Annotated in this window: 15 protein-coding genes; 11 read left to right on the top strand and 4 right to left on the bottom strand. The window is 70.2% G+C overall.

Features of this window, described 5'->3' with window-relative positions:
• Positions 1-106: 106 nt before the first annotated feature.
• From BLU84_RS00630 to BLU84_RS00670, 9 genes are all read left to right on the top strand, one after another.
• Complete coding sequence (locus BLU84_RS00630) at positions 107-1045, top strand: 4-hydroxyproline epimerase (protein WP_074863202.1); 939 nt, start codon at positions 107-109, stop codon at positions 1043-1045.
• 14 nt (positions 1046-1059) lie between these two features.
• Positions 1060-2160, top strand: coding sequence for an NAD(P)/FAD-dependent oxidoreductase (locus BLU84_RS00635; protein WP_074861664.1), 1101 nt, complete (start codon positions 1060-1062; stop codon positions 2158-2160).
• Complete coding sequence (locus tag BLU84_RS00640) at positions 2157-2402, top strand: 2Fe-2S iron-sulfur cluster-binding protein (protein ID WP_074861665.1); 246 nt, start codon at positions 2157-2159, stop codon at positions 2400-2402. Before BLU84_RS00635 ends, BLU84_RS00640 begins: the two co-directional genes overlap by 4 nt.
• On the top strand, positions 2395-3747 hold the full coding sequence (locus BLU84_RS00645; RefSeq protein ID WP_074861666.1) for an NAD(P)/FAD-dependent oxidoreductase: 1353 nt from the start codon (positions 2395-2397) through the stop codon (positions 3745-3747). The genes BLU84_RS00640 and BLU84_RS00645 overlap by 8 nt, the downstream gene beginning before the upstream one ends.
• A complete protein-coding gene (locus BLU84_RS00650; RefSeq protein ID WP_074861667.1) occupies positions 3744-4649 on the top strand; it encodes a dihydrodipicolinate synthase family protein in 906 nt (301 codons plus the stop codon). Before BLU84_RS00645 ends, BLU84_RS00650 begins: the two co-directional genes overlap by 4 nt.
• 1 nt (position 4650) lies before the next feature.
• On the top strand, positions 4651-6258 hold the full coding sequence (locus tag BLU84_RS00655; RefSeq protein ID WP_074861668.1) for an aldehyde dehydrogenase family protein: 1608 nt from the start codon (positions 4651-4653) through the stop codon (positions 6256-6258).
• Positions 6255-7460: a M24 family metallopeptidase gene (locus tag BLU84_RS00660; RefSeq protein ID WP_074861669.1), complete on the top strand. Its 1206-nt coding sequence runs from the start codon at positions 6255-6257 to the stop codon at positions 7458-7460. The genes BLU84_RS00655 and BLU84_RS00660 overlap by 4 nt, the downstream gene beginning before the upstream one ends.
• A gap of 354 nt (positions 7461-7814) precedes the next feature.
• Positions 7815-9059, top strand: a complete 1245-nt coding sequence (locus BLU84_RS00665; RefSeq protein WP_074861670.1) for an alpha/beta hydrolase family protein — start codon at positions 7815-7817, stop codon at positions 9057-9059.
• A 173-nt stretch (positions 9060-9232) separates the two neighbouring features.
• Positions 9233-11113 (top strand): DUF885 domain-containing protein, encoded by a 1881-nt coding sequence (locus BLU84_RS00670; protein WP_074861671.1) that lies wholly within the window; start codon positions 9233-9235, stop codon positions 11111-11113.
• A gap of 404 nt (positions 11114-11517) precedes the next feature.
• Here BLU84_RS00670 and BLU84_RS00675 read toward each other — a convergent pair whose 3' ends face one another.
• From BLU84_RS00675 to BLU84_RS00685, 3 genes are all read right to left on the bottom strand, one after another.
• Positions 11518-12282 (bottom strand): L,D-transpeptidase family protein, encoded by a 765-nt coding sequence (locus BLU84_RS00675; protein WP_074861672.1) that lies wholly within the window; start codon positions 12280-12282, stop codon positions 11518-11520.
• Positions 12283-12482: 200 nt separating this feature from the next.
• Positions 12483-13331 carry a MurR/RpiR family transcriptional regulator gene (locus BLU84_RS00680; protein WP_074861673.1) on the bottom strand — a complete coding sequence of 283 codons (849 nt, stop codon included), beginning with the start codon at positions 13329-13331 and terminating at the stop codon, positions 12483-12485.
• Positions 13332-13398: 67 nt separating this feature from the next.
• Positions 13399-14499: a dipeptide epimerase gene (locus BLU84_RS00685; RefSeq protein ID WP_074861674.1), complete on the bottom strand. Its 1101-nt coding sequence runs from the start codon at positions 14497-14499 to the stop codon at positions 13399-13401.
• Between BLU84_RS00685 and BLU84_RS28070 the strand changes: the two genes are divergently transcribed.
• Positions 14498-14743, top strand: a complete 246-nt coding sequence (locus BLU84_RS28070; RefSeq protein WP_425479310.1) for a DUF6053 domain-containing protein — start codon at positions 14498-14500, stop codon at positions 14741-14743. The genes BLU84_RS00685 and BLU84_RS28070 overlap by 2 nt on opposite strands.
• On the opposite strand, the gene BLU84_RS00690 is transcribed toward BLU84_RS28070, so the two are convergent.
• Positions 14715-16157: a C40 family peptidase gene (locus BLU84_RS00690; protein ID WP_074861675.1), complete on the bottom strand. Its 1443-nt coding sequence runs from the start codon at positions 16155-16157 to the stop codon at positions 14715-14717. The two genes, BLU84_RS28070 and BLU84_RS00690, sit on opposite strands and share 29 nt — an antisense overlap.
• A gap of 332 nt (positions 16158-16489) precedes the next feature.
• On the opposite strand from BLU84_RS00690, the gene BLU84_RS00695 reads away from it, so the two are divergent.
• Positions 16490-17929, top strand: coding sequence for a transglutaminase-like domain-containing protein (locus tag BLU84_RS00695; protein ID WP_074863204.1), 1440 nt, complete (start codon positions 16490-16492; stop codon positions 17927-17929).
• Positions 17930-17960: the final 31 nt, after the last annotated feature.

Here is a 17960-nt window from a genome sequence, read left to right on the forward strand (position 1 = left end):
GCGGCGGCGCGGGCGGCGGAGGTTGCCGCCGATTATGCCGAATTCCGCATCGGCGTCCGCCAAGCTCGTCTAGACCCTGGCGGCCCGCGCCGCGAGCATGTCCAACATGCACAGCCTCGACATCATCGACTCGCACACCGGCGGCGAACCCACCCGCGTAGTGGTCGCCGGATTCCCCGATCTCGGCGGCGGCCCCCTGGCCGAGCAGCGCCAGCGCTTCGCCCAGCGGTTCGACCGTTGGCGCAGCGCGGTGGCGTGCGAGCCGCGCGGCTCCGACCCGGTGGTCGGCGCGCTGCTGCTGCCGCCGCAATCGCCCGGCGCCTGCGCCGGCACGATCTTCTTCAACAACGTCGGTTACCTCGGCATGTGCGGGCACGGCACCATCGGCCTGGTGCGCACGCTGCAGTTCCTCGGCCGGATCGAGCCGGGCGAGCACCGCATCGACACGCCGGTCGGCACGGTCGGCGCGCGCCTGCACGAGGACGGCCGGGTCTCGGTCGACAACGTCGAAAGCTGGCGCCACGCGGCGCAGGTGAAGCTCGAGGTGCCCGGCTACGGCACGGTCAGCGGCGACGTGGCCTGGGGCGGCAACTGGTTCTTCATCGCCAAGGTCGCGCAGGAGATCGCGTTGGCCCATGTGCGCGAGTTGAGCGCGTTCGCCGAAGCGATTCGCGCCGCGCTGGTCGCCGCCGGCGTCACCGGCGCCGACGGCGCCGAGATCGACCACATCGAACTGGAAACCGCTTCGCCGACGCCGGGCGTGCACGGCCGCAACTTCGTGCTGTGCCCCGGGCTGGCCTACGACCGCTCGCCCTGCGGCACCGGCACCAGCGCCAAGCTCGCCTGCCTCGCCGCCGACGGCAAGCTCGCGCCGGGCGCGGTGTGGCGGCAGGAAAGCGTGCTGGGCAGCGTGTTCGAGGGGACCTATCGCGCCGGCGAACGCGGCGTGCACCCGACCATCACCGGCAGCGCGCACATCACCGCACGCGCGCAGCTGCTGATCGACGACACCGACCCGTTCGCCTGGGGCATCGGCGCGCGCTGAGCGCGGTCGCGGGCATGGCCAGTTACGACCTCATCGTCATCGGCGCCGGCATCGTCGGCGCGGCCTGCGCCGAGCGCGCCGCGCGCGAGGGTTTGCGCGTGGCCGTGATCGAGCCCGGCCCGGTCGGCGGCGGTGCGACTGCGGCGGCGATGGGGCATCTGGTGGCGATGGACGACGATCCGGCCGAACTGGCGCTGTCGCGGCTGTCGCTGCAGCTGTGGGAACGCTTCGCCGAATTGCCGCTGGCCGAATTCAGCCGCTGCGGCACCTTGTGGGTGGCGCGCGAGCCGCGCGAACTCGACGGCGTTGCGGCCAAAGTCGCGCGCCTGGCTGCGGCCGGCGTGGCGGCACGGCGGATCGAGGCGGCGGAGTTGTACGAACTCGAACCTCATCTGGCGCCGGGCCTGTGCGGCGGCATGCTGGTGGCGCAGGAGGCGGTGGTGTATCCGCCGCGCGTGGCCCAGCACTTGCTGCAACTGGCGCGCGAATTGAAGGCCGAGTGTTATCTCGGCCGCCGCGCGACCGCGTTGACCGCGCACGGCGTGCGCCTGGACGACGGCGCCGAACTGCGCGGCCCGGTGCTGGTCGCGACCGGCTGCGCCTTGCCGGAACTGTTGCCGCAACTGCCGATGCGTTCGCGCAAAGGCCATCTGGTCATCACCGAGCGCTATCCCGGCCGCATCCGTCACCAACTGCTGGAGCTGGGCTACGCCGACAGCGCCCACGGCGACGCCGACAGCAGCGTCGCCTTCAACGTGCAGCCGCGGCCGACCGGACAGATCCTGATCGGCTCCTCGCGCGAGTTCGGCCGGGACGACCGCGCCGTGTCCGCGCCGATGCTGCAACGCATGCTCGAACGCGCGTTCGCGTTCGTGCCGATGCTGCGCGAGCTGCAGGCGCTGCGGGTGTGGACCGGCTTTCGTCCGTGCACGCCGGACGGGCGGCCGTACATCGGCGCGCTGGAGTCGCGTGCGCACACCTGGGTCGCGGCCGGCCACGAAGGCTTGGGCGTCACCACTGCGCTGGGCACCGCGCAATTGCTGATCGAACAACTGCTCGGCCGCGCGCCGGCCATCGACCCGGCGCCGTATGCGCCGGCGCGGGCGCTGCGATGAGCGCGCTGGTCCGCATCGAAGTCAACGGCCGCGCGGTCGACGTGCCGGCCGGCGCCAGCGTCGCCGCCGCGGTGGCTTCGGTCGCGCCGCATTTCCGCCGCTCGCGCAGCGGCCAGCCGCGCGCGCCGCTGTGCGGTATGGGCGTGTGCTTCGAATGCCGGGTGCGCATCGACGGCGTCGAGCATCAACGCGCCTGCCTGGTGCCGGCGCGCGAAGGCATGCAGGTGGTCTGCGATGACTGAGCGCTTTGATGTGGTGGTGGTGGGCGCCGGCCCGGCCGGCCTGGCGGCGGCGCGCGCGGCGGCTTCGCACGGCGCCGAGGTCGCGCTGATAGATATGCAGGCCAACGCGGGCGGCCAAGTGTGGCGGCGCGATGTGCGCCGGCCCTGGCCGGATCCGGCGCGCGACCGCCTCGACGCCTTGCTCGACGGCGACCGCGTGCGCTGGCTCGGACAGGCCCAGGTGATCGCAGCCGGACCGGGCCGGGTGTTGGTCGAACAGGCCGGCATCGCTTACGAATTGGAATACGGCGCGCTGGTGCTGGCGACCGGCGCGCGTGAATTGTTGCTGCCGTTTCCGGGCTGGACCTTGCCGGGCGTCACCGGCGCCGGCGGCTTGCAGGCGTTGCTCAAGCAAGGCTGGCCCATCGCCGGCAAGCGCGTGCTGATCGCCGGCAGCGGGCCGTTGCTGTTGGCTGCGGCCGACACCGCGCGGCGCCACGGCGCGCGCGTGGTCGCGATCTGCGAACAGGCGCCGGCCGCGCAACTGCGCGCCTTCGCCGGCCAACTGTGGCGTTGGCCGGGCAAGCTGGCCCAGGCCGCAGCGCTGCGCGCGCGCCTGCTCGGCGCGCCGTATCGCGCCGACACTTGGGTCGCGGCCGCGCACGGCGACGGCCCCGTGGCCGAAGTCGAATTGCACGGCGCGCGCGGCGTCGAGCGCGTCGGCGTGGATCATCTGGCGGTCGGTTACGGCCTGGTGCCGAATCTCGAACTCGCCCAGCAACTGGGCTGCGAACTGCAAGCGCACGGCGCCCACGCCAGCGTGCGCGTCGATGCGGACCTGCGCACCAACGTCGCCGGTATCTACGCCGCCGGCGAAGCCTGCGGCATCGGCGGGCGCGATTGCGCCCTGGTCGAAGGCGCGATGGCCGGCCACGCCGCCGCCGGCGCGCCCGAGGCCGCGCGCGCCCTGCGCCCGCAGCGCCAGCGCGCGCGCGCGTTCGCCGCGTTGCTGCCCGAACACTTCGCCCTGCGCGCGCAGATCGCCGATGCGGCGACCGCCGACAGCGTGGTCTGCCGCTGCGAGGACGTGCGCCTGGGCGAACTCGACGTCCACGCCGACTGGCGCGCGGCCAAGCTCGCCACCCGCTGCGGTATGGGCAGTTGCCAGGGCCGCATCTGCGGCGCGGCGCTGGCGCAGCTGCGCGGCGCCGCGTTCGCGCCGTCCGCCGGCGCCGGCACGCGCCCACCGGTATTTCCCGTCCGTCTGGCGGCGCTGGCCGCGTCCGCCGTTTCCCTGCACGAGGCGCCGCCGCCGGCGGCGTCCGCTCCGATCACGCACTCAGCCCCACAAGGAACCGTTCCATGAGCACTGCTTCCATCTGGCGCGGCGTCATTCCCGCCATCACCACGCCCTTCCACGCCGACGGCTCGCTCGACCACGACTTCCTCGCCCGCCACGCGCAGCAGCTGATCGACGCCGGCTGTACCGGCATCGTCCCGCTGGGTTCGCTCGGCGAAGCGGCGACGCTCAGCTTCGAGGACAAGCTGGCGATCCTGCGCACGCTGACCGCAGCGCTGAAGGGCCGCGCGCCGGTGATCCCGGGCATCGCCGCGCTGTCGACCGACGAGGCCGTACGCCTGGCCCAGGAAGCGCAGAAGATCGGCTGCGCCGGCCTGATGGTGCTGCCGCCGTACGTGTATTCGACCGACTGGCGCGAGATGAAGGCGCACGTGGCCGCGGTGATCGGCGCGACCGCGCTGCCGTGCATGATCTACAACAACCCGGTCGCGTATAAGACCGACTTCTCGCCCGAGCAGATCGCCGAACTGGCCGGCGAATTCGCCAACGTGCAGGCGGTGAAGGAATCTTCGGCCGACGTGCGCCGCTTCGCCGCGCTGCGCGCGCTGCTGGGCGAGCGCCTGGAGTTGCTGGTCGGCATGGACGACGCCATCGTCGAAGGCGTGGCGATGGGTGCGACCGGCTGGATCGCGGGTCTGGTCAACGCGTATCCGAAGGAATCGGTGCGCCTGTTCGAACTCGCCCGCGACGGCGGCGCGCCGGCCGCGGCCGCGCTGTACGCGTGGTTCCTGCCGTTGCTGCGTCTGGACACGGTCCCTAAGTTCGTGCAACTGATCAAGCTGGTGCAGGCGCAGGTGGGCATGGGCGCCGAGCACGTGCGCGCGCCGCGGCTGGTGGTGGCCGGCGCCGAGCGCGAGGCCGCGCTGGCGGTGATCGAACGCGCCCAGGCGCAGCGTCCGGAGCTTTGAGATGAGTCTGCGCGAAACCGGAGTGCGCGAGCACGTCCTGATCGGCGGCCGCTGGCAACCGTCGCTGGACGCGGCCGGCGAGTTCCGCGCCTTCGATCCGACCCGCGCGGTCGAAGTCGGCGCGGCGTTCCCGATCTCCGGCGCGCAGGACGCGCGCGCCGCGCTGGCTTCGGCCTGCGCGGCGGCCGATGCGCTGGCCGCGTGCGCGCCGGCGCGCATCGCGGCGTTCCTGGAAGCGTATGCCGCGGCGATCGAGGCCGATGCCGATGCGCTGGTGGAACTGGCGCATCTGGAAACCGCGCTGGCGGCCAAACCGCGCCTGGCCGAGGTGGAGCTGCCGCGCGCGACCGGGCAGTTGCGCCAGGCCGCGCGCGCGGCGCGCGAACGCAGCTGGACCCAGCCGATCATCGACACCGCCGCCGGCCTGCGCTCGCACCTGGCGCCGCTGCACAAACCGGTGCTGATCTTCGGGCCGAACAATTTTCCGTTCGCGTTCAACGCGGTGGCCGGCAGCGATTTCGCCTCGGCCATCGCCGCGCGCAACCCGGTCATCGCCAAGGTCCATCCCTCGCATCCGGGCACCAGCCAGCGGCTGGCGCAAATCGCCCATCGCGCGTTGCTGGATGCGGATCTGCCGGCGCAATCGCTGCAAGTGTTGTATCACCTCGACCCGGCGCTAGGCCTGGAACTGGCCGGCGATGCGCGCCTGGGCGCGCTGGCCTTCACCGGCAGCCGCCGCGCCGGGCTCGCGCTCAAGGCCGCGGCCGATGCGACCGGCGTGCCGGCGTATCTGGAGCTGTCGAGCATCAACCCGGTGTTCCTGCTCGAAGGCGCGCTGCGCGAGCGCGGCGAAGCGCTGGCGCAGGAGTTCTTCGCCTCGTGCACGCTCGGTGTCGGCCAGTTCTGCACCAACCCCGGCGTGGTGGTGGTGCCGCGCGGCGAGGCCGGCGACCGCTTCGTCGCCGCGGCCGCGCAGCGTTTCGCCGACGCGCCGGCGGGGACGATGTTCTCGCGCGGCGTGCTCGATCACCTGCACGCCGGGGTAAGCGCGTGGCGCGAGGCCGGCGCGCAACCGGTCGGCGGCGGTGAAACGGCCGACGGCGAGGGCTATCGCGTTCGCCCTGCATTGCTGAGCAGCGACGCAGCCGCATTCATCGCCGACCATCGCCTGCAAGGCGAAGCCTTCGGCCCCGCCAGCCTGATCGTGCGCGTGGACGGCATCGACGAAGCGCTGCAGGTGGCCGCGGCGCTGGAAGGCAATCTCACCGGCACCATCTACGGCGGCGACCGCGCCGAGGACGACGAGGACTGGCGCCGCCTCGCCGGCGCGCTGCGCCCGCGCGTGGGCCGCTTGATCGACGGACGCATGCCCACCGGCGTTGCGGTCAGTGCGGCGATGAACCACGGCGGCCCGTACCCGAGCACCGGCCATCCGGGCTTCACCGCGGTCGGCATGCCCAGCGCGATCCGCCGTTTCGCTGCGCTGCATTGCTACGATCACGTGCGCGCCGAAGCGCTGCCGGAGGAATTGCGCGACCGCAATCCCGGCGGACTGTCGCGCTGGATCGACGGACGCTGGACCTTGGACGACATCGGAGCGAACGCATGAGCGGGCAGATCGGCGGATCGACCTTGGAACAGGCCCGCGCGCAGCTGGCACCGTGGGAGCGGCGTGCGCCCGCCATCGCTGCGGCGGAATTCGAACAGCGCATCGAGCGCGCGCGCACGCTGATGCGCGCAGGCGGCTTCGATGCGCTGCTGATCGACGCCGGCGCTTCGCTACGCTATTTCGCCGGCGTGCCGTGGGGTGCGAGCGAGCGGCTGGTGGCGATGCTGCTGACCCTCGACGGCGACCCGCTGCTGATCTGCCCGGCGTTCGAGGCCGGTTCGCTCTCGCACGTGCTCAAGATCGCGGCGCAGCCGCGTTTGTGGGAGGAGCACGAGAATCCTTACGCCCTGGTCGCCGCGGCGCTGCGCGAACGCGGCGCGCGCCGGCTGGCGCTGGATCCGTCCGCGGCGTTCGCGATCTTCACCGGCCTGCGCGCGGCCGCGCCGCAACTGGAACTCGGCGATGCCAGCGCCATCGTCGACGGCTGCCGCGCGCGCAAGTCGCCGGCCGAACTGGCGCTGATGTACCAGGCCACGGCGATGACGCTGCACGCGCACCGCCTCGCTGCGGGGCTGGCCGAGCCCGGCGTCACCACCACCGCCCTGCGCCGCTTCATCGACGAAGCGCACCGCGCGCTCGGCGCCGACAACGGCTCGACCTTCTGCATCGTCCAGTTCGGCCACGCCACCGCGTATCCGCACGGCATTCCGGGCGAGCAGACACTGGCCGAAGGCGAGCTGGTGCTGATCGACACCGGCTGCTCGGTGCAGGGCTACCAGTCCGACATCACCCGCACCTACATCTGCGGCCGCGCCGACGACGACCAGCGGCGCATCTGGGACCTGGAACACGCCGCCCAGCGCGCCGCGTTCGCAGCGGTGCGCCCCGGCGTCAGCGGCGAAGCGGTGGACGCGGCGGCGCGCGCGGTGCTCGAACGCGGCGGCTTGGGCCCGGATTACCGCCTGCCGGGCCTGCCGCACCGCACCGGCCACGGCTGCGGCATGAGCGTGCACGAAGCGCCGTACCTGGTGCGCGGCAACCGCGCCGGGCTCGAGGTCGGCAACTGCTGCTCGAACGAACCGATGATCGTGGTGCCGGAACGCTTCGGCGTGCGCCTGGAAGATCATTTCCACGTCACCGAAGACGGCGCGCGCTGGTTCACCGAACCCTCGCCGGCGATCGACCGCCCGTTCGCGGATTGAACCGCACCGACGCGATGTTCGATTCCCGACTGTAGGAGCGGCGCGAGCCGCGACCGCGGCACTTCGACTACGACGAACCTTTGCGATCGTGCGCGGAACCGAGCCGCGCTCGATCCAAGGGGCGCCGGCTGTCGCGTCGGCGCGGTCGCGGCTCGCGCCGCTCCTACGGGCAGCCCGGGCGAGTGTTTCGGTTGCGGCTGTCTGCGTCGAACTGCGCATCTGCGCGGGTGGTCATGGTTCGTTGCGCCGACATAGCGCTTGCGGCACTGGTGGCCTGCGCCGGGTTCGCGCTTCGCTGACGGCTGCGCCGCGCTCGCGGCGCGTATCCCGAACACGCCGTCCAAGGAGGTTCGCATGTTCCGCGCTATCCGCCGTTCGTGGCTCGCTTCGCCCTTGCGTTACGCCGCCGTGTTGTTGCTGGCTCTGACCTTCGCTGCGCCTGTCTGCGCCGCGCCGCCCAAGCGCTTCGACCTGCCGCCGGTCAGCGGCCCCTATCAGGTCGGTACGTTTACCTTGCATCTGATCGACCGTTCGCGCACCGACGGTTTCGTCGGCGGCCCGCGCGAGTACATGGTCACCGTGACCTATCCGGTCGCGCCGCACGCGCGTGGTGCGCGCGCGCCGTGGTTGGAGCCGGCGCTGGTGCCGGAATGGAGCGCCACCACCGCAGGCTACGGTTTCGCGCCCGGCGCGGTGGACTGGGCCGGCGCGCGCCGGCCGGCGCTGGTCGGCGCGCCGCTGCTGCGTCGTCCGCACGGTTGGCCGGTGGTGCTGTTCTCGCCGGGATTGCAGTACTTCCGCGAACTCTACAGCTCGCTGACCGACGATCTGGCCAGCCACGGCTACGTGGTCGCGTCGATGACCCACACCCACGAAGCCTTCTACACCGCCTTCCCCGGCGGCCGTGTGGTGCGCGGGCAGGCGCTGGAGGAAACCGTCGAATCCACCCAGATGTGGCTGGACACGCGGGTCGGCGATGCGCGCAATCTGCTCGATGCGCTGGCGCTGTCCGACCGCGGTTTCTATCCCGGCGCGGAGCCGGGCCGGTTGCCGCCGGGCTGGCGCGGCGGGCTGGATCTGTCGCGGGTCGGTTTCTTCGGCCATTCCTACGGCGGCACCACCGCCGCGGAGACCATGTTCTTCGACCGCCGCGTCGACGCCGGCATCGATTTCGACGGGCGCCTGTCGACCACCTACGGCCCGCCGCAGGATCTGCCCTACGGCCCGACCCGCGCCACCCGCTTCGGCCTGGACCGGCCGTTCCTGCTGGTCGGCGCGCAAGGCCACACCCACCTCAATCCGGGCGATCCGTCCTGGCCGCAGTTCTGGAGCAATCAGCGCGGCTGGGAGCGCGATGCGCACCTGCCGCTGGGCGTGCATTTCACCTTCAGTGATTTCCCCGCGATCCTGCCGCCGCTGGGCGACGCGGTGCCGGCGGGTTTCGCCGCCGGCGCCTACGGCACCTTGCCGGCGGCCGAAGCGGTCGCCGGCACCCGCGCCTATGTGCGGGCGTTCTTCGATCTGCATTTGAAAGGACGGCCGACGCGGCTGTTCGACGCCGGCAGCCCGGCGTATCCGAACTTCCAGCCGGTGCCCTGAGCGCGGCTGGGGCTTGTCCGAATCTGCCGGTTGCCGCGTCCGCGCGGCGACCGGTGCCGGCAACGGCCGCGACCGGCGGCCGGAACCGGCGTTCCTAGCCCAAAAGGCATATCCGTCGGGCGCGCGATTGCCGCATGATCGCGGCACTGAGCCCGTCACCGCAGAGTTCCGCGATGCCTTCGATCCGTTCCGTCTCCGTGCGCGCGCCGCTGGCCGCGCTGTCCGTCGCTGTGCTGATGGCCCTGGGCGCGACGCCCGCAGCGGCTGCGCAGGCAGCGCCCGCGCAAGCAACGGCCGCCTCCACCGCCGACAAGACCGCGCAGGCCGCGCCAAGCGACGCCGCCGCGCGCTTCACCGCGCTGTACACGCGCGAATGGAAATGGCGCCAGGCGCAGTTCGCCGGCGGCGACGACGAGGACGGCCCGCAGGGCCAGCCGGCCGCGCGCCTGCCCAAGGTCGACCCGGCCACCCAGGTCATGCGCGAGCGCTATTGGGCGCAGGTGCTCAAGGAACTCGACGCGATCGACGCGGCCAAGCTCGCCGGCGAAGACGCGGTCAACGCCGAAGTGTTCCGCCAGCAGATCCAGAGCCTGCTGGCCAACCAGCGCGTGCGCCAGTACGAGATGCCGTTCAACAGCGACAGCGCGTTCTGGACCAACCTGGGCTTCACCGCGCGCCGGCCGATCCGCGATGTCGAGGGCTACGAACGCTACCTCGGCCAGTTGCGCGACATCCCGCGCTACTTCGACGAACAGATCGCCAACATGCGCGTCGGCCTCAAGCGCGGCTTCAGCGTGCCGCGGGTGACGCTGAAGGGACGCGATGTGTCGATCAAGGAAGTCGTCGACGCCAAGCTCGAGGACAACCTGCTGTACACGCCGTTCGTGAAGATGCCGGCCAACATGCCGGCGGCCGAACAGGCGCGGCTGCGCGCCGAGGCGGCCAAGGCGATCGACGCCTCGGTGCTGCCGGCGTACCGCAAGCTGCTCAAGTTCATGCAAGACGAGTACATGCAGCAGGCGCGCACCACCTTGGCCGCGGAGACGATGCCCGGCGGCGAGGACTACTACCGCGCCAAGATCCGCGAGTTCACCACGCTGGACCTGACCCCGCAGCAGATCCACGAGATCGGCCTGCAGGAAGTGGCCAAGATCCGCGCGCAGATGGAGCAGACCATCGTCAAGACCGGGTTCAAGGGCACGTTCCCGGAATTCCTGCATTACCTGCGCACCGATCCCAAGTTCTATCCCAAGAGCGGCGAAGAGCTGCTGATGCGCGCCTCGTGGCTGGCCAAGCGCGTGGACGCCGAGATCGGCAACTACATCGGCCTGCTGCCGCGCCAGCGCTTCGCGATCAAGCCGGTGCCGGCGGACCTGGCGCCGTTCTACACCGCTGGCCGCGGCGGCCGAGATGTTTACCTGGTCAACACCTACGACTTGCCGTCGCGCCCGCTGTTCAATCTGCCGGCGCTGACCCTGCACGAATCCGCGCCGGGCCATTCGCTGCAGATGTCGCTGGCGGCCGAGCACGAAGGGCTGCCGGATTTCCGCCGCTACACCTACATCTCCGCTTACGGCGAAGGCTGGGCGTTGTACACCGAGAAGCTCGGCATCGAGATGGGGATGTACGACACGCCTTACGATTACTTCGGTTATCTGACCTACCAGATGTGGCGCGCGAGCCGGCTGGTGGTGGACACCGGCGTGCATCACCTGGGCTGGACCCGCGAGCAGGCGCTGGCGTTCCTGCGCGACAACACCGCGCTGAGCGAGCATGAGGTCGAGACCGAAGTCGACCGCTACATCGGCTGGCCGGGGCAGGCGCTGTCGTACTACCTCGGCCAGATGAGCATCGAACGCTCGCGCGCCAAGGCCGAGCAGGCGCTGGGCGCGGACTTCGACATCCGCGCCTTCCACGACGCGGTGCTGGCGCTGGGCTCGGTGCCGCTGCCGGTGCTGGAGCGGCGAGTGGACCGGTTCATCGACGAGAGCCGGGTCAAGGCGGCGGAGAAGCGGCAGAAAGCGGCTGCGAAGAAGGCGGCTGAGGCGGGGTGAGGGCTTAAGCGAGACGAAAGCTACCTATCGTCATTCCCGCGAAGGCGGACTTCGCTTTACTTCGGCGAAGCCGAACATCCAGGGCTTCATCGATGCACGACTCTGAAGTCTCTGGATCCCCGCTTTCGCGGGGATGACGTTCTGGGAGAGGCCTGGAGAAACCTGCCTGCCGTCATTCCCGCGAAGGCGGGAATCCAGGGCTTTATCGATGCATGGCTCTGAAGTCTCTGGATCCCCGCTTTCGCGGGGATGACGATCTGTAAGAGGTGCGGCGAAACTTACCAGCCGTCATTCCCGCGAACGCGGGAATTCAGGGCTTCATAGAGACATAACTCTGAAGTCTCTGGATCCCCGCCTTCGCGGGGATGACGTTCTGAGACAGACGCGGAGAAACCTCCCGACCATCATTCGTCAGAAACAGGCTCAGGCAACCCCCACTGCTTCCACACCGCCCGATACTGCGCCTGCGGCAACAACGCGAACAGCGGCCGCGCCTGCGGGCGCAGCCAGGCCAGCAGTTCGTCCATCGCTGCGTCGTCCATCGCGGTGCAGCCCGCGGTCGGCTCGCCCGGCGTGCGGCGCAGGTGGGCGAAGATGCAGCTGCCGGCGCCGGGTACATGCGCCGGGTTGTGCGCGATCACGAAGCCCAGTCGGTAGCGCGGGTCGCCGTCGGCGTGCAGGTCGCGGCGCATCGGTTCGGTCGAGCCTTTCACCGCCTCGCTACCGACGGCGCGAGCATCGACGATGCGGTCGTACAGCGGCGAATCGGGCACGTCGATGCAGTAGTGGCTGGCGCTCATCGGCGCGTACGGCAGCGCGGTCTGCGCGGTATCGGCATACCCGAACGCGGTGCCGATGGCGAACAGCCCGGCCGGCGCGCGGCCGTCGCCTTCGCGCTTGAGCGGGCCGCCATCACTGGGGGCGGCGCGCAGGCCGCGGCCCCACGCGGCGCCGTTGCGGCCGATGCTGACTTCCACCGGCGCGCCCACCGCGAGCCATTGGCCGCCTTCGAACAGATAGCGCTGCAGGCGGCCCTGGGTGGCGTTCCAGTCGGCGGTGGTCACCAGCACCAACTGCGGCTGTACGGCGCCGTCGCCGGCGCGGTCGGCGCGGGTGGCGCAGGCGGTGAGGGTCATGGCGGCGGCGAGAGCGAGGACGTAGCGGAGCATGGGCGGTTCGGTCCTGGAGCGTTGGGCGCGGATCGGGCGAAGCGCGGCGTGGTCGGGTTTCTCCCTGTAGGAGCGGCGCGAGCCGCGACAACGCCATATCGCTTACGACGAAGGTTGCGACGCGGTTGCATTACCGCGGTCGCGGCTCGCGCCGCTCCTACAGGGAGATTGCGGAGCATCGCGGCGATCCGGTGCGACGCTCAGATATCGAGCATGTCCTGCACCCGCTCGGCATGGTTGTCGAGCTGACGCAGGCGGTCCTGGCCGTGCTCGCACAGCAGCACGAAGATCAGGTCCATCAGGTGCTGCAGCGCGCTGTGGTACAGCAGCGGCTCCATGTGCGCGCGTTCGTCGTGGGCCGACACCAGCAGGGCGTGGTCGGCGTGCGCGCGCAGCGGGTTGGGGGTGTGGCGGGTGGCCGAGACCACCTTGCCGCCGCTTTCGCCGAAGGTGCGGGCCAGGTGGCACAGCGAGGTCAGCTTGCCTTGCTCGGACAGCACCAGCAGCACGTCGCCGGCGCCGGCGCTGGCGGTGCTGGCGGCCATCAATACCGGGTCGAAGTGGTGGACGCTGAGGATGCCGATCATCGCCAGCTTCATCGACAGCGCGCGCGCGGCGATGCCGTCCTCGCCCAGGCCGATGACGTAGACCCGGCGCGCGTGCTGGATCAGCTCGGCGATGGCCTCGATGCGCTCGGGCGGGTTGATCAGCCGGGTCTCTTCCTCGGCGCGCGCCTTGCCGTGCCACAGGCGCTCGGCCAGGGCGCGGTTGGGATCGGCGGGCGCGGCCTGGGCGTCGCCGTTGTCGTCGTGGCGGTCGCCGCGGGCGATCGCTTCGCCGATCGAATACTTCAGGTCCGGATAGCCCTTGAAGCCCAGCTTCTGGCTGAACTTGACCACGCTGGACTGGCTGATCCCGAGCGCGTTGGCCAACTGCTGCGAGGAGTAGTCGCGCAGCAGGTGCGCGTTTTCCAGCAGGTAGTCGGCGATGCGGCGTTCGATCGCCGACATCTGGTCGCGTTCTGAGCGGATCTTGAGCAGGGGCGACATCGGCAGGGGTCCGGTCCCGGGCGCGGCGGAGGCCTACAGCGTAGCCGGCTTCGCGGCGCCGCGCAGGTCAGGCAGCGGCCAGCGCCTCCAGGCCGCGGATCTCGCGGATGCCCAGGCCCGGCGCATCGGTGACGGTGATCTCGGACTCGTTGAAGATCACCCCGCCGTCGACCGGGTTGAACGCGCACAGCGAGGGGCCGTCGAGGTCGACCTTGGTGATGACGTTGGACTTGGCCACCGCCAGGTGCACCGCTGCGGCGACCGAGATCGAGGTCTCGATCATGCAGCCGATCATGCATTCCACTCCGTACATGGCGGCGATGTCGGCGATCTGGATCGCCTTGGACAGCCCGCCGGTCTTCATCAGCTTGATGTTGATGATGTCGGCTGCGCGCATGCGGATCAGGTCGATCACCTCGGCCGGGCCGAACACGCTCTCGTCGGCCATGATCGGGGTGTGGACGCGGTCGGTGACGTACTTGAGGCCTTCCAGGTCCTGCGCCTTGACCGGCTGCTCGACCAGTTCCAGGCGCACGCCGGCGTCTTCGAGCGTTTGCAGCGCGTACACCGCCTGCTTGGCGGTCCAGCCCTGGTTGGCGTCCAGGCGCAGCAGCGCGCGGCCTTCGACCGCGGCGTAGATCGCCTTGACCCGCTCGATGTCGACGCCGATGTCCTTGCCGACCTTGATCTTCAGCGATTCGAAGCCGCGATCCACCGCGGCGATCGAGTCGGCGACCATCTTCTCGATGTAGTCGACCGAGATGGTCAGGTCGGTGGTGATGACCGGGTCGCCGCCGCCGAGCATCTTGTACAGCGGCGCGCCGTAGAGCTGGCCGAACAGGTCGTAGACCGCGATCTCCACCGCCGCCTTGGCGCTGGAGTTCTTCTCGATCGCGCCCTGGATCAGGCCGGTGATGCGGTTGAGGTTGGCGATCTCCTGGCCGATCAGGCGCGGCGAGATGAACTTGCGGATCGCCTCGACGATCGAGCCGTGGGTGTCGCCGGTGATCGGCGCGGTCGCCGGCGCCTCGCCGTAACCGATGTGGCCGGTGTCGGTGTGGACGGTCACGACGATGTCTTCGACCGTGTCGACCGTGCGCAGCGCGGTCTTGAACGGCGTCTTGAGCGGAACCCGCAGCATGCCGAATCGGATGTCGGTGATCTTCATGTGTCGATGGTGTCGTGGGGCGCGTGGTGTTCGGGTGAGGCGCGCGGGCGCCGGCAGGGAAAGTATCGGCAGAGCGGGCGGTTATGTGGGAGGGCTTTCAGGCCCGATGCTTTTGTCCCAGGTCGCGGCGATCCGAGACAAGAGCATCGGGCCTGAAGGCCCTCCCACAAAAGTCCGAAGTCCTGCCGCGGCAGCTGGGCGCATCGCAGCGGACCTCATGGACGAATACGTTGAATGCTGGTGATCCGGTCCACCGTCGGCTGTTCCTTGTTGAACAGCAGCGGCACCAGCGGCGTCACCGAGACGCCGTTGAGGTGGACCCGGGTCAGGTCGCCGGTGCGGTCGCGGAAGGTGATGCCGGTGGTGTCGTGGATCACGTAGGGCCAGCCGTCCTGATGCCCGACCACCATCATCACGTGGCCGGGGATGTAGATCAGGTCGCCGGTTTCCAGAGTCTTGACGATCTTCAGCCGCTCTTCGTGGCTCAGCTTGTCGTCCAGGTCGATGCGGTTGTAGGCCGGGCTGACCGCCTGGTCGCGGGTGTTGCGCGGCAGTTGCACGCCGAAGCTGCGGTAGATCTCCGAAACGAAGCCGCTGCAGTCGCGGGTGTTGTAGGAATGGCCCCAGCCGTAGCGTTCGCCGAAGAACTTGAAGCCCTGGCGGACCAGGTTGGCCTGGGTCAGCGGCAAATAGTCGGAAGCGGTGTCCGAGGTGCGCGGCAACAATGCCGGCGAGAACGTCAGGCGGCCGTCGGCATCGCGATACGGCAGCTCGATCACGTGCGAGGCGTAGTGGTGCTGGCCGTTGACCGGTTGCTCCGCCGGCCAGTCGGCCAGCAGCGGCACGCGCACGCCCATCTCCAGCTGTACGTCGGAGACGCCGGGCTGCTCGGGCGTGTGCACCGTGCGCGCGGTCGCGCCGGTGACCACCAGATAAGGCGTTTTATGGGTGTAGGCGAACACCGGCGCCTTGTCGCCGAGCGCGATGCGGTCCTTCTCGACCCAGGCCGCGTACAGCGGGCTGACCACGAACCAATACGTTCCGTCGCGGCTTTGGTGGGCCACCGCGACCGGCGTGCCCGGGAACAGCGCGCTTTCCTGGAAGCGGTCGATATCGGTGTCGCCGCGCGAATTGAACACGCGCAGGCGGGTGGGGTAGGTGCGCAGGTCGGCGCGCCGCACCACCAGGCCGTAGCGCACCGATTGCTGCGCGGGGATCGCGTCGAGCGCGAGGTCGGCCTCGAGCTCGCGCAGCGTCGCCTCGGCCACGGCGTCGCCGCGTTCGTCGAACAGAGGCTCGTCGCGCGGTTGCGAGATCGCCTGGATCCAGCCGCGCACGCGTTCGCGCGTCAGCGTCGCCGGCAGATGTTCGATGTCGTGCACCGACGGGTCGAGTTCGGCCAGGCGCGCGTTCTGCTTGGCGATCGCGCGGGTGTCGAGGATCACCGCATCGGGCTTGGCCTGTTGGCGGATCCAGTAGTCGGCGTTCAATTGCCCCTCCTCGATGCCGATCACGCCGGTCGCAGGGATGCCGCGGTCGCGGGCGGCGTCGGGCGCGGCGATGGCGCTGAGCGAGAGCAGTCCCGGCAGCAACCAGCATGCTGCGATGCAGCGCGCGGACGCGCGGCGGCGAGGTCGGCGGCTGGAGACGGTACCCATCGCGTCATGCTCCGGCGGACGTGCGTCGGCGCGCGTCCTCACAGGCCCGATGCCGGACCTCCGGCACCGACCCGGACGCGCCACGGCGCCTCCGGGGTCGTTCGGAGAATACATGCTTCCTAAAGAAAATAGATACGGAATAATTTATTGACCGCCTGACATCCACATGTTACACAGCCATGAACCGATGGCCCCGCGTGGGTGACACAGGTATGGATCCCGTGACTGACCTGCTGTTTATCGCTCCCCGCGCGAGGGCCATCGTCTCTCCCGCCGGGCGCTGGCGCACGCGTGCGCTGGCGCTCGGCCTGATCTTCGCGTTGCCGGCGCTGGTGCTGGGCCTGCGCGTGTCGGTCGCTCCCGTGCAAGCGCAGGCGCGCGCGGCCGGCGAAGCCGCGGCGCGCGAGGAACTGGCCGCCGTCGTCGCCTCGATCGACGCCGGCCGTTTCGAACAAGCGCGCGCGCAGATCGATGCGGCGCTGCAACAGCGCGGCCTCGACGACGACGCGCGCGCCGCCCTGGAATTCCAGCGCGAACGCATGCGCCGCATCCGCCTGGATTTCAGTCTCGACCGCGCCCAGGCCGAACAGAAGCTGCGCGCGCAGATTCCCGACCTCACCGCGGGCGAGTTCGACGCCTGGGACCGCCAGGGCCTGCTCGAATCGATGACCATCGACGGCGACAAGCGCTATTTCCAGCGCGCGCCGTCGAACCTGTTCCGGCTCAGCCCGCAGGCGCTCGCCCGCCGCCGCGCCGACGCCAAGCCCTTGAGCGTCGGGCCGATGGAAACGCTCAACGATCATCAGCGCGAAGTGCGCGACGCAGCGCTCGAAAGCGGCTACGGCGCGCCGCGGCGCGTGCGCATCACCCAGGCGCTGACGGTGAGCGCCGACGCGGTGCCGGCCGGCAAGACCTTGCGCGCGTGGCTGCCGTATCCGCGCGAGTTGCCGCATCAGCAAGAAGGCCTCCGTTTTCTCGCCAGCGCGCCGGCGACGCACCGCATCGCGCCGGCGTCGACGCTGCAGCGCACGGTCTATCTGGAACAGCGCGCGCAAGCCGGCAAGCCGACGAAATTCGAGGTCAGCTACGAGCTGACCGTATTCGGCCAATACCGCCGCATCGATCCGGACCGGGTCGTGCCCGCGCCGGTGAACGAGCAAACCCGCCCGTATCTGGGCGAACGCGCGCCGCATATCGTCTACACGCCGGCGCTGCGCGAGTTCTCGCGCAAGGTCGTGGGCGAAGAGACGAACCCGTACCGCATCGCGCAGAAGCTCTATGCCGCGGTCGATGCGATTCCGTGGGCCGGCGCGCGCGAGTATTCGACGATCTCGAACATTTCCGACTACGCCCTGCACGCCGGCCACGCCGATTGCGGCCAGCAAACCCTGCTGCTGATGGCGCTGCTGCGCCTCAACGGCATCCCGGCGCGCTGGCAATCGGGCTGGGTGTACGGCGACAACGGTTACACCAACATGCACGATTGGGCCTGGATGTACCTGGCCCCTTACGGCTGGCTGCCGGTGGACGTCACCACCGGCCGCTTCGATTCGCCCGATCCGCAACTGGCCGGCTTCTACCTCGGCGGCCTGGACGCGTACCGGGTGGCTTACAACGACGATTACGGCCGCCAGTTCGTTCCGGCCAAGCGGTTCGATCGTTCCGAGACCGTGGATTCGCAACGCGGCGAGGTCGAGTGGGAAGGGGGAAATCTCTACTTCGACCAGTGGGACTACGACTACCACGCGCAGGTGCTGCCGACGAAGGACTGACCCGGCGCAGCACCGCTCATACCTTTTGGGG

The sequence above is a fragment of the Lysobacter enzymogenes genome, assembly GCF_900106525.1.
GTDB classification, from domain to species: Bacteria; Pseudomonadota; Gammaproteobacteria; order Xanthomonadales; family Xanthomonadaceae; genus Lysobacter; species Lysobacter enzymogenes.

Excerpts from the sequence above, each read along its gene's own strand:
- BLU84_RS00670 (WP_074861671.1), top strand. The coding sequence starts at position 9,233 with ATGCCTTCGATCCGTTCCGTCTCCGTGCGCGCGCCGCTGGCCGCGCTG.
- BLU84_RS00685 (WP_074861674.1), bottom strand. The coding sequence starts at position 14,499 with ATGAAGATCACCGACATCCGATTCGGCATGCTGCGGGTTCCGCTCAAG.
- BLU84_RS00690 (WP_074861675.1), bottom strand. The coding sequence starts at position 16,157 with ATGGGTACCGTCTCCAGCCGCCGACCTCGCCGCCGCGCGTCCGCGCGC.
- BLU84_RS00660 (WP_074861669.1), top strand. The coding sequence starts at position 6,255 with ATGAGCGGGCAGATCGGCGGATCGACCTTGGAACAGGCCCGCGCGCAG.
- BLU84_RS00630 (WP_074863202.1), top strand. The coding sequence starts at position 107 with ATGCACAGCCTCGACATCATCGACTCGCACACCGGCGGCGAACCCACC.
- BLU84_RS00650 (WP_074861667.1), top strand. The coding sequence starts at position 3,744 with ATGAGCACTGCTTCCATCTGGCGCGGCGTCATTCCCGCCATCACCACG.
- BLU84_RS00680 (WP_074861673.1), bottom strand. The coding sequence starts at position 13,331 with ATGTCGCCCCTGCTCAAGATCCGCTCAGAACGCGACCAGATGTCGGCG.
- BLU84_RS00645 (WP_074861666.1), top strand. The coding sequence starts at position 2,395 with ATGACTGAGCGCTTTGATGTGGTGGTGGTGGGCGCCGGCCCGGCCGGC.
- BLU84_RS00675 (WP_074861672.1), bottom strand. The coding sequence starts at position 12,282 with ATGCTCCGCTACGTCCTCGCTCTCGCCGCCGCCATGACCCTCACCGCC.
- BLU84_RS00665 (WP_074861670.1), top strand. The coding sequence starts at position 7,815 with ATGTTCCGCGCTATCCGCCGTTCGTGGCTCGCTTCGCCCTTGCGTTAC.
- BLU84_RS28070 (WP_425479310.1), top strand. The coding sequence starts at position 14,498 with ATGTGTCGATGGTGTCGTGGGGCGCGTGGTGTTCGGGTGAGGCGCGCG.
- BLU84_RS00635 (WP_074861664.1), top strand. The coding sequence starts at position 1,060 with ATGGCCAGTTACGACCTCATCGTCATCGGCGCCGGCATCGTCGGCGCG.
- BLU84_RS00655 (WP_074861668.1), top strand. The coding sequence starts at position 4,651 with ATGAGTCTGCGCGAAACCGGAGTGCGCGAGCACGTCCTGATCGGCGGC.
- BLU84_RS00640 (WP_074861665.1), top strand. The coding sequence starts at position 2,157 with ATGAGCGCGCTGGTCCGCATCGAAGTCAACGGCCGCGCGGTCGACGTG.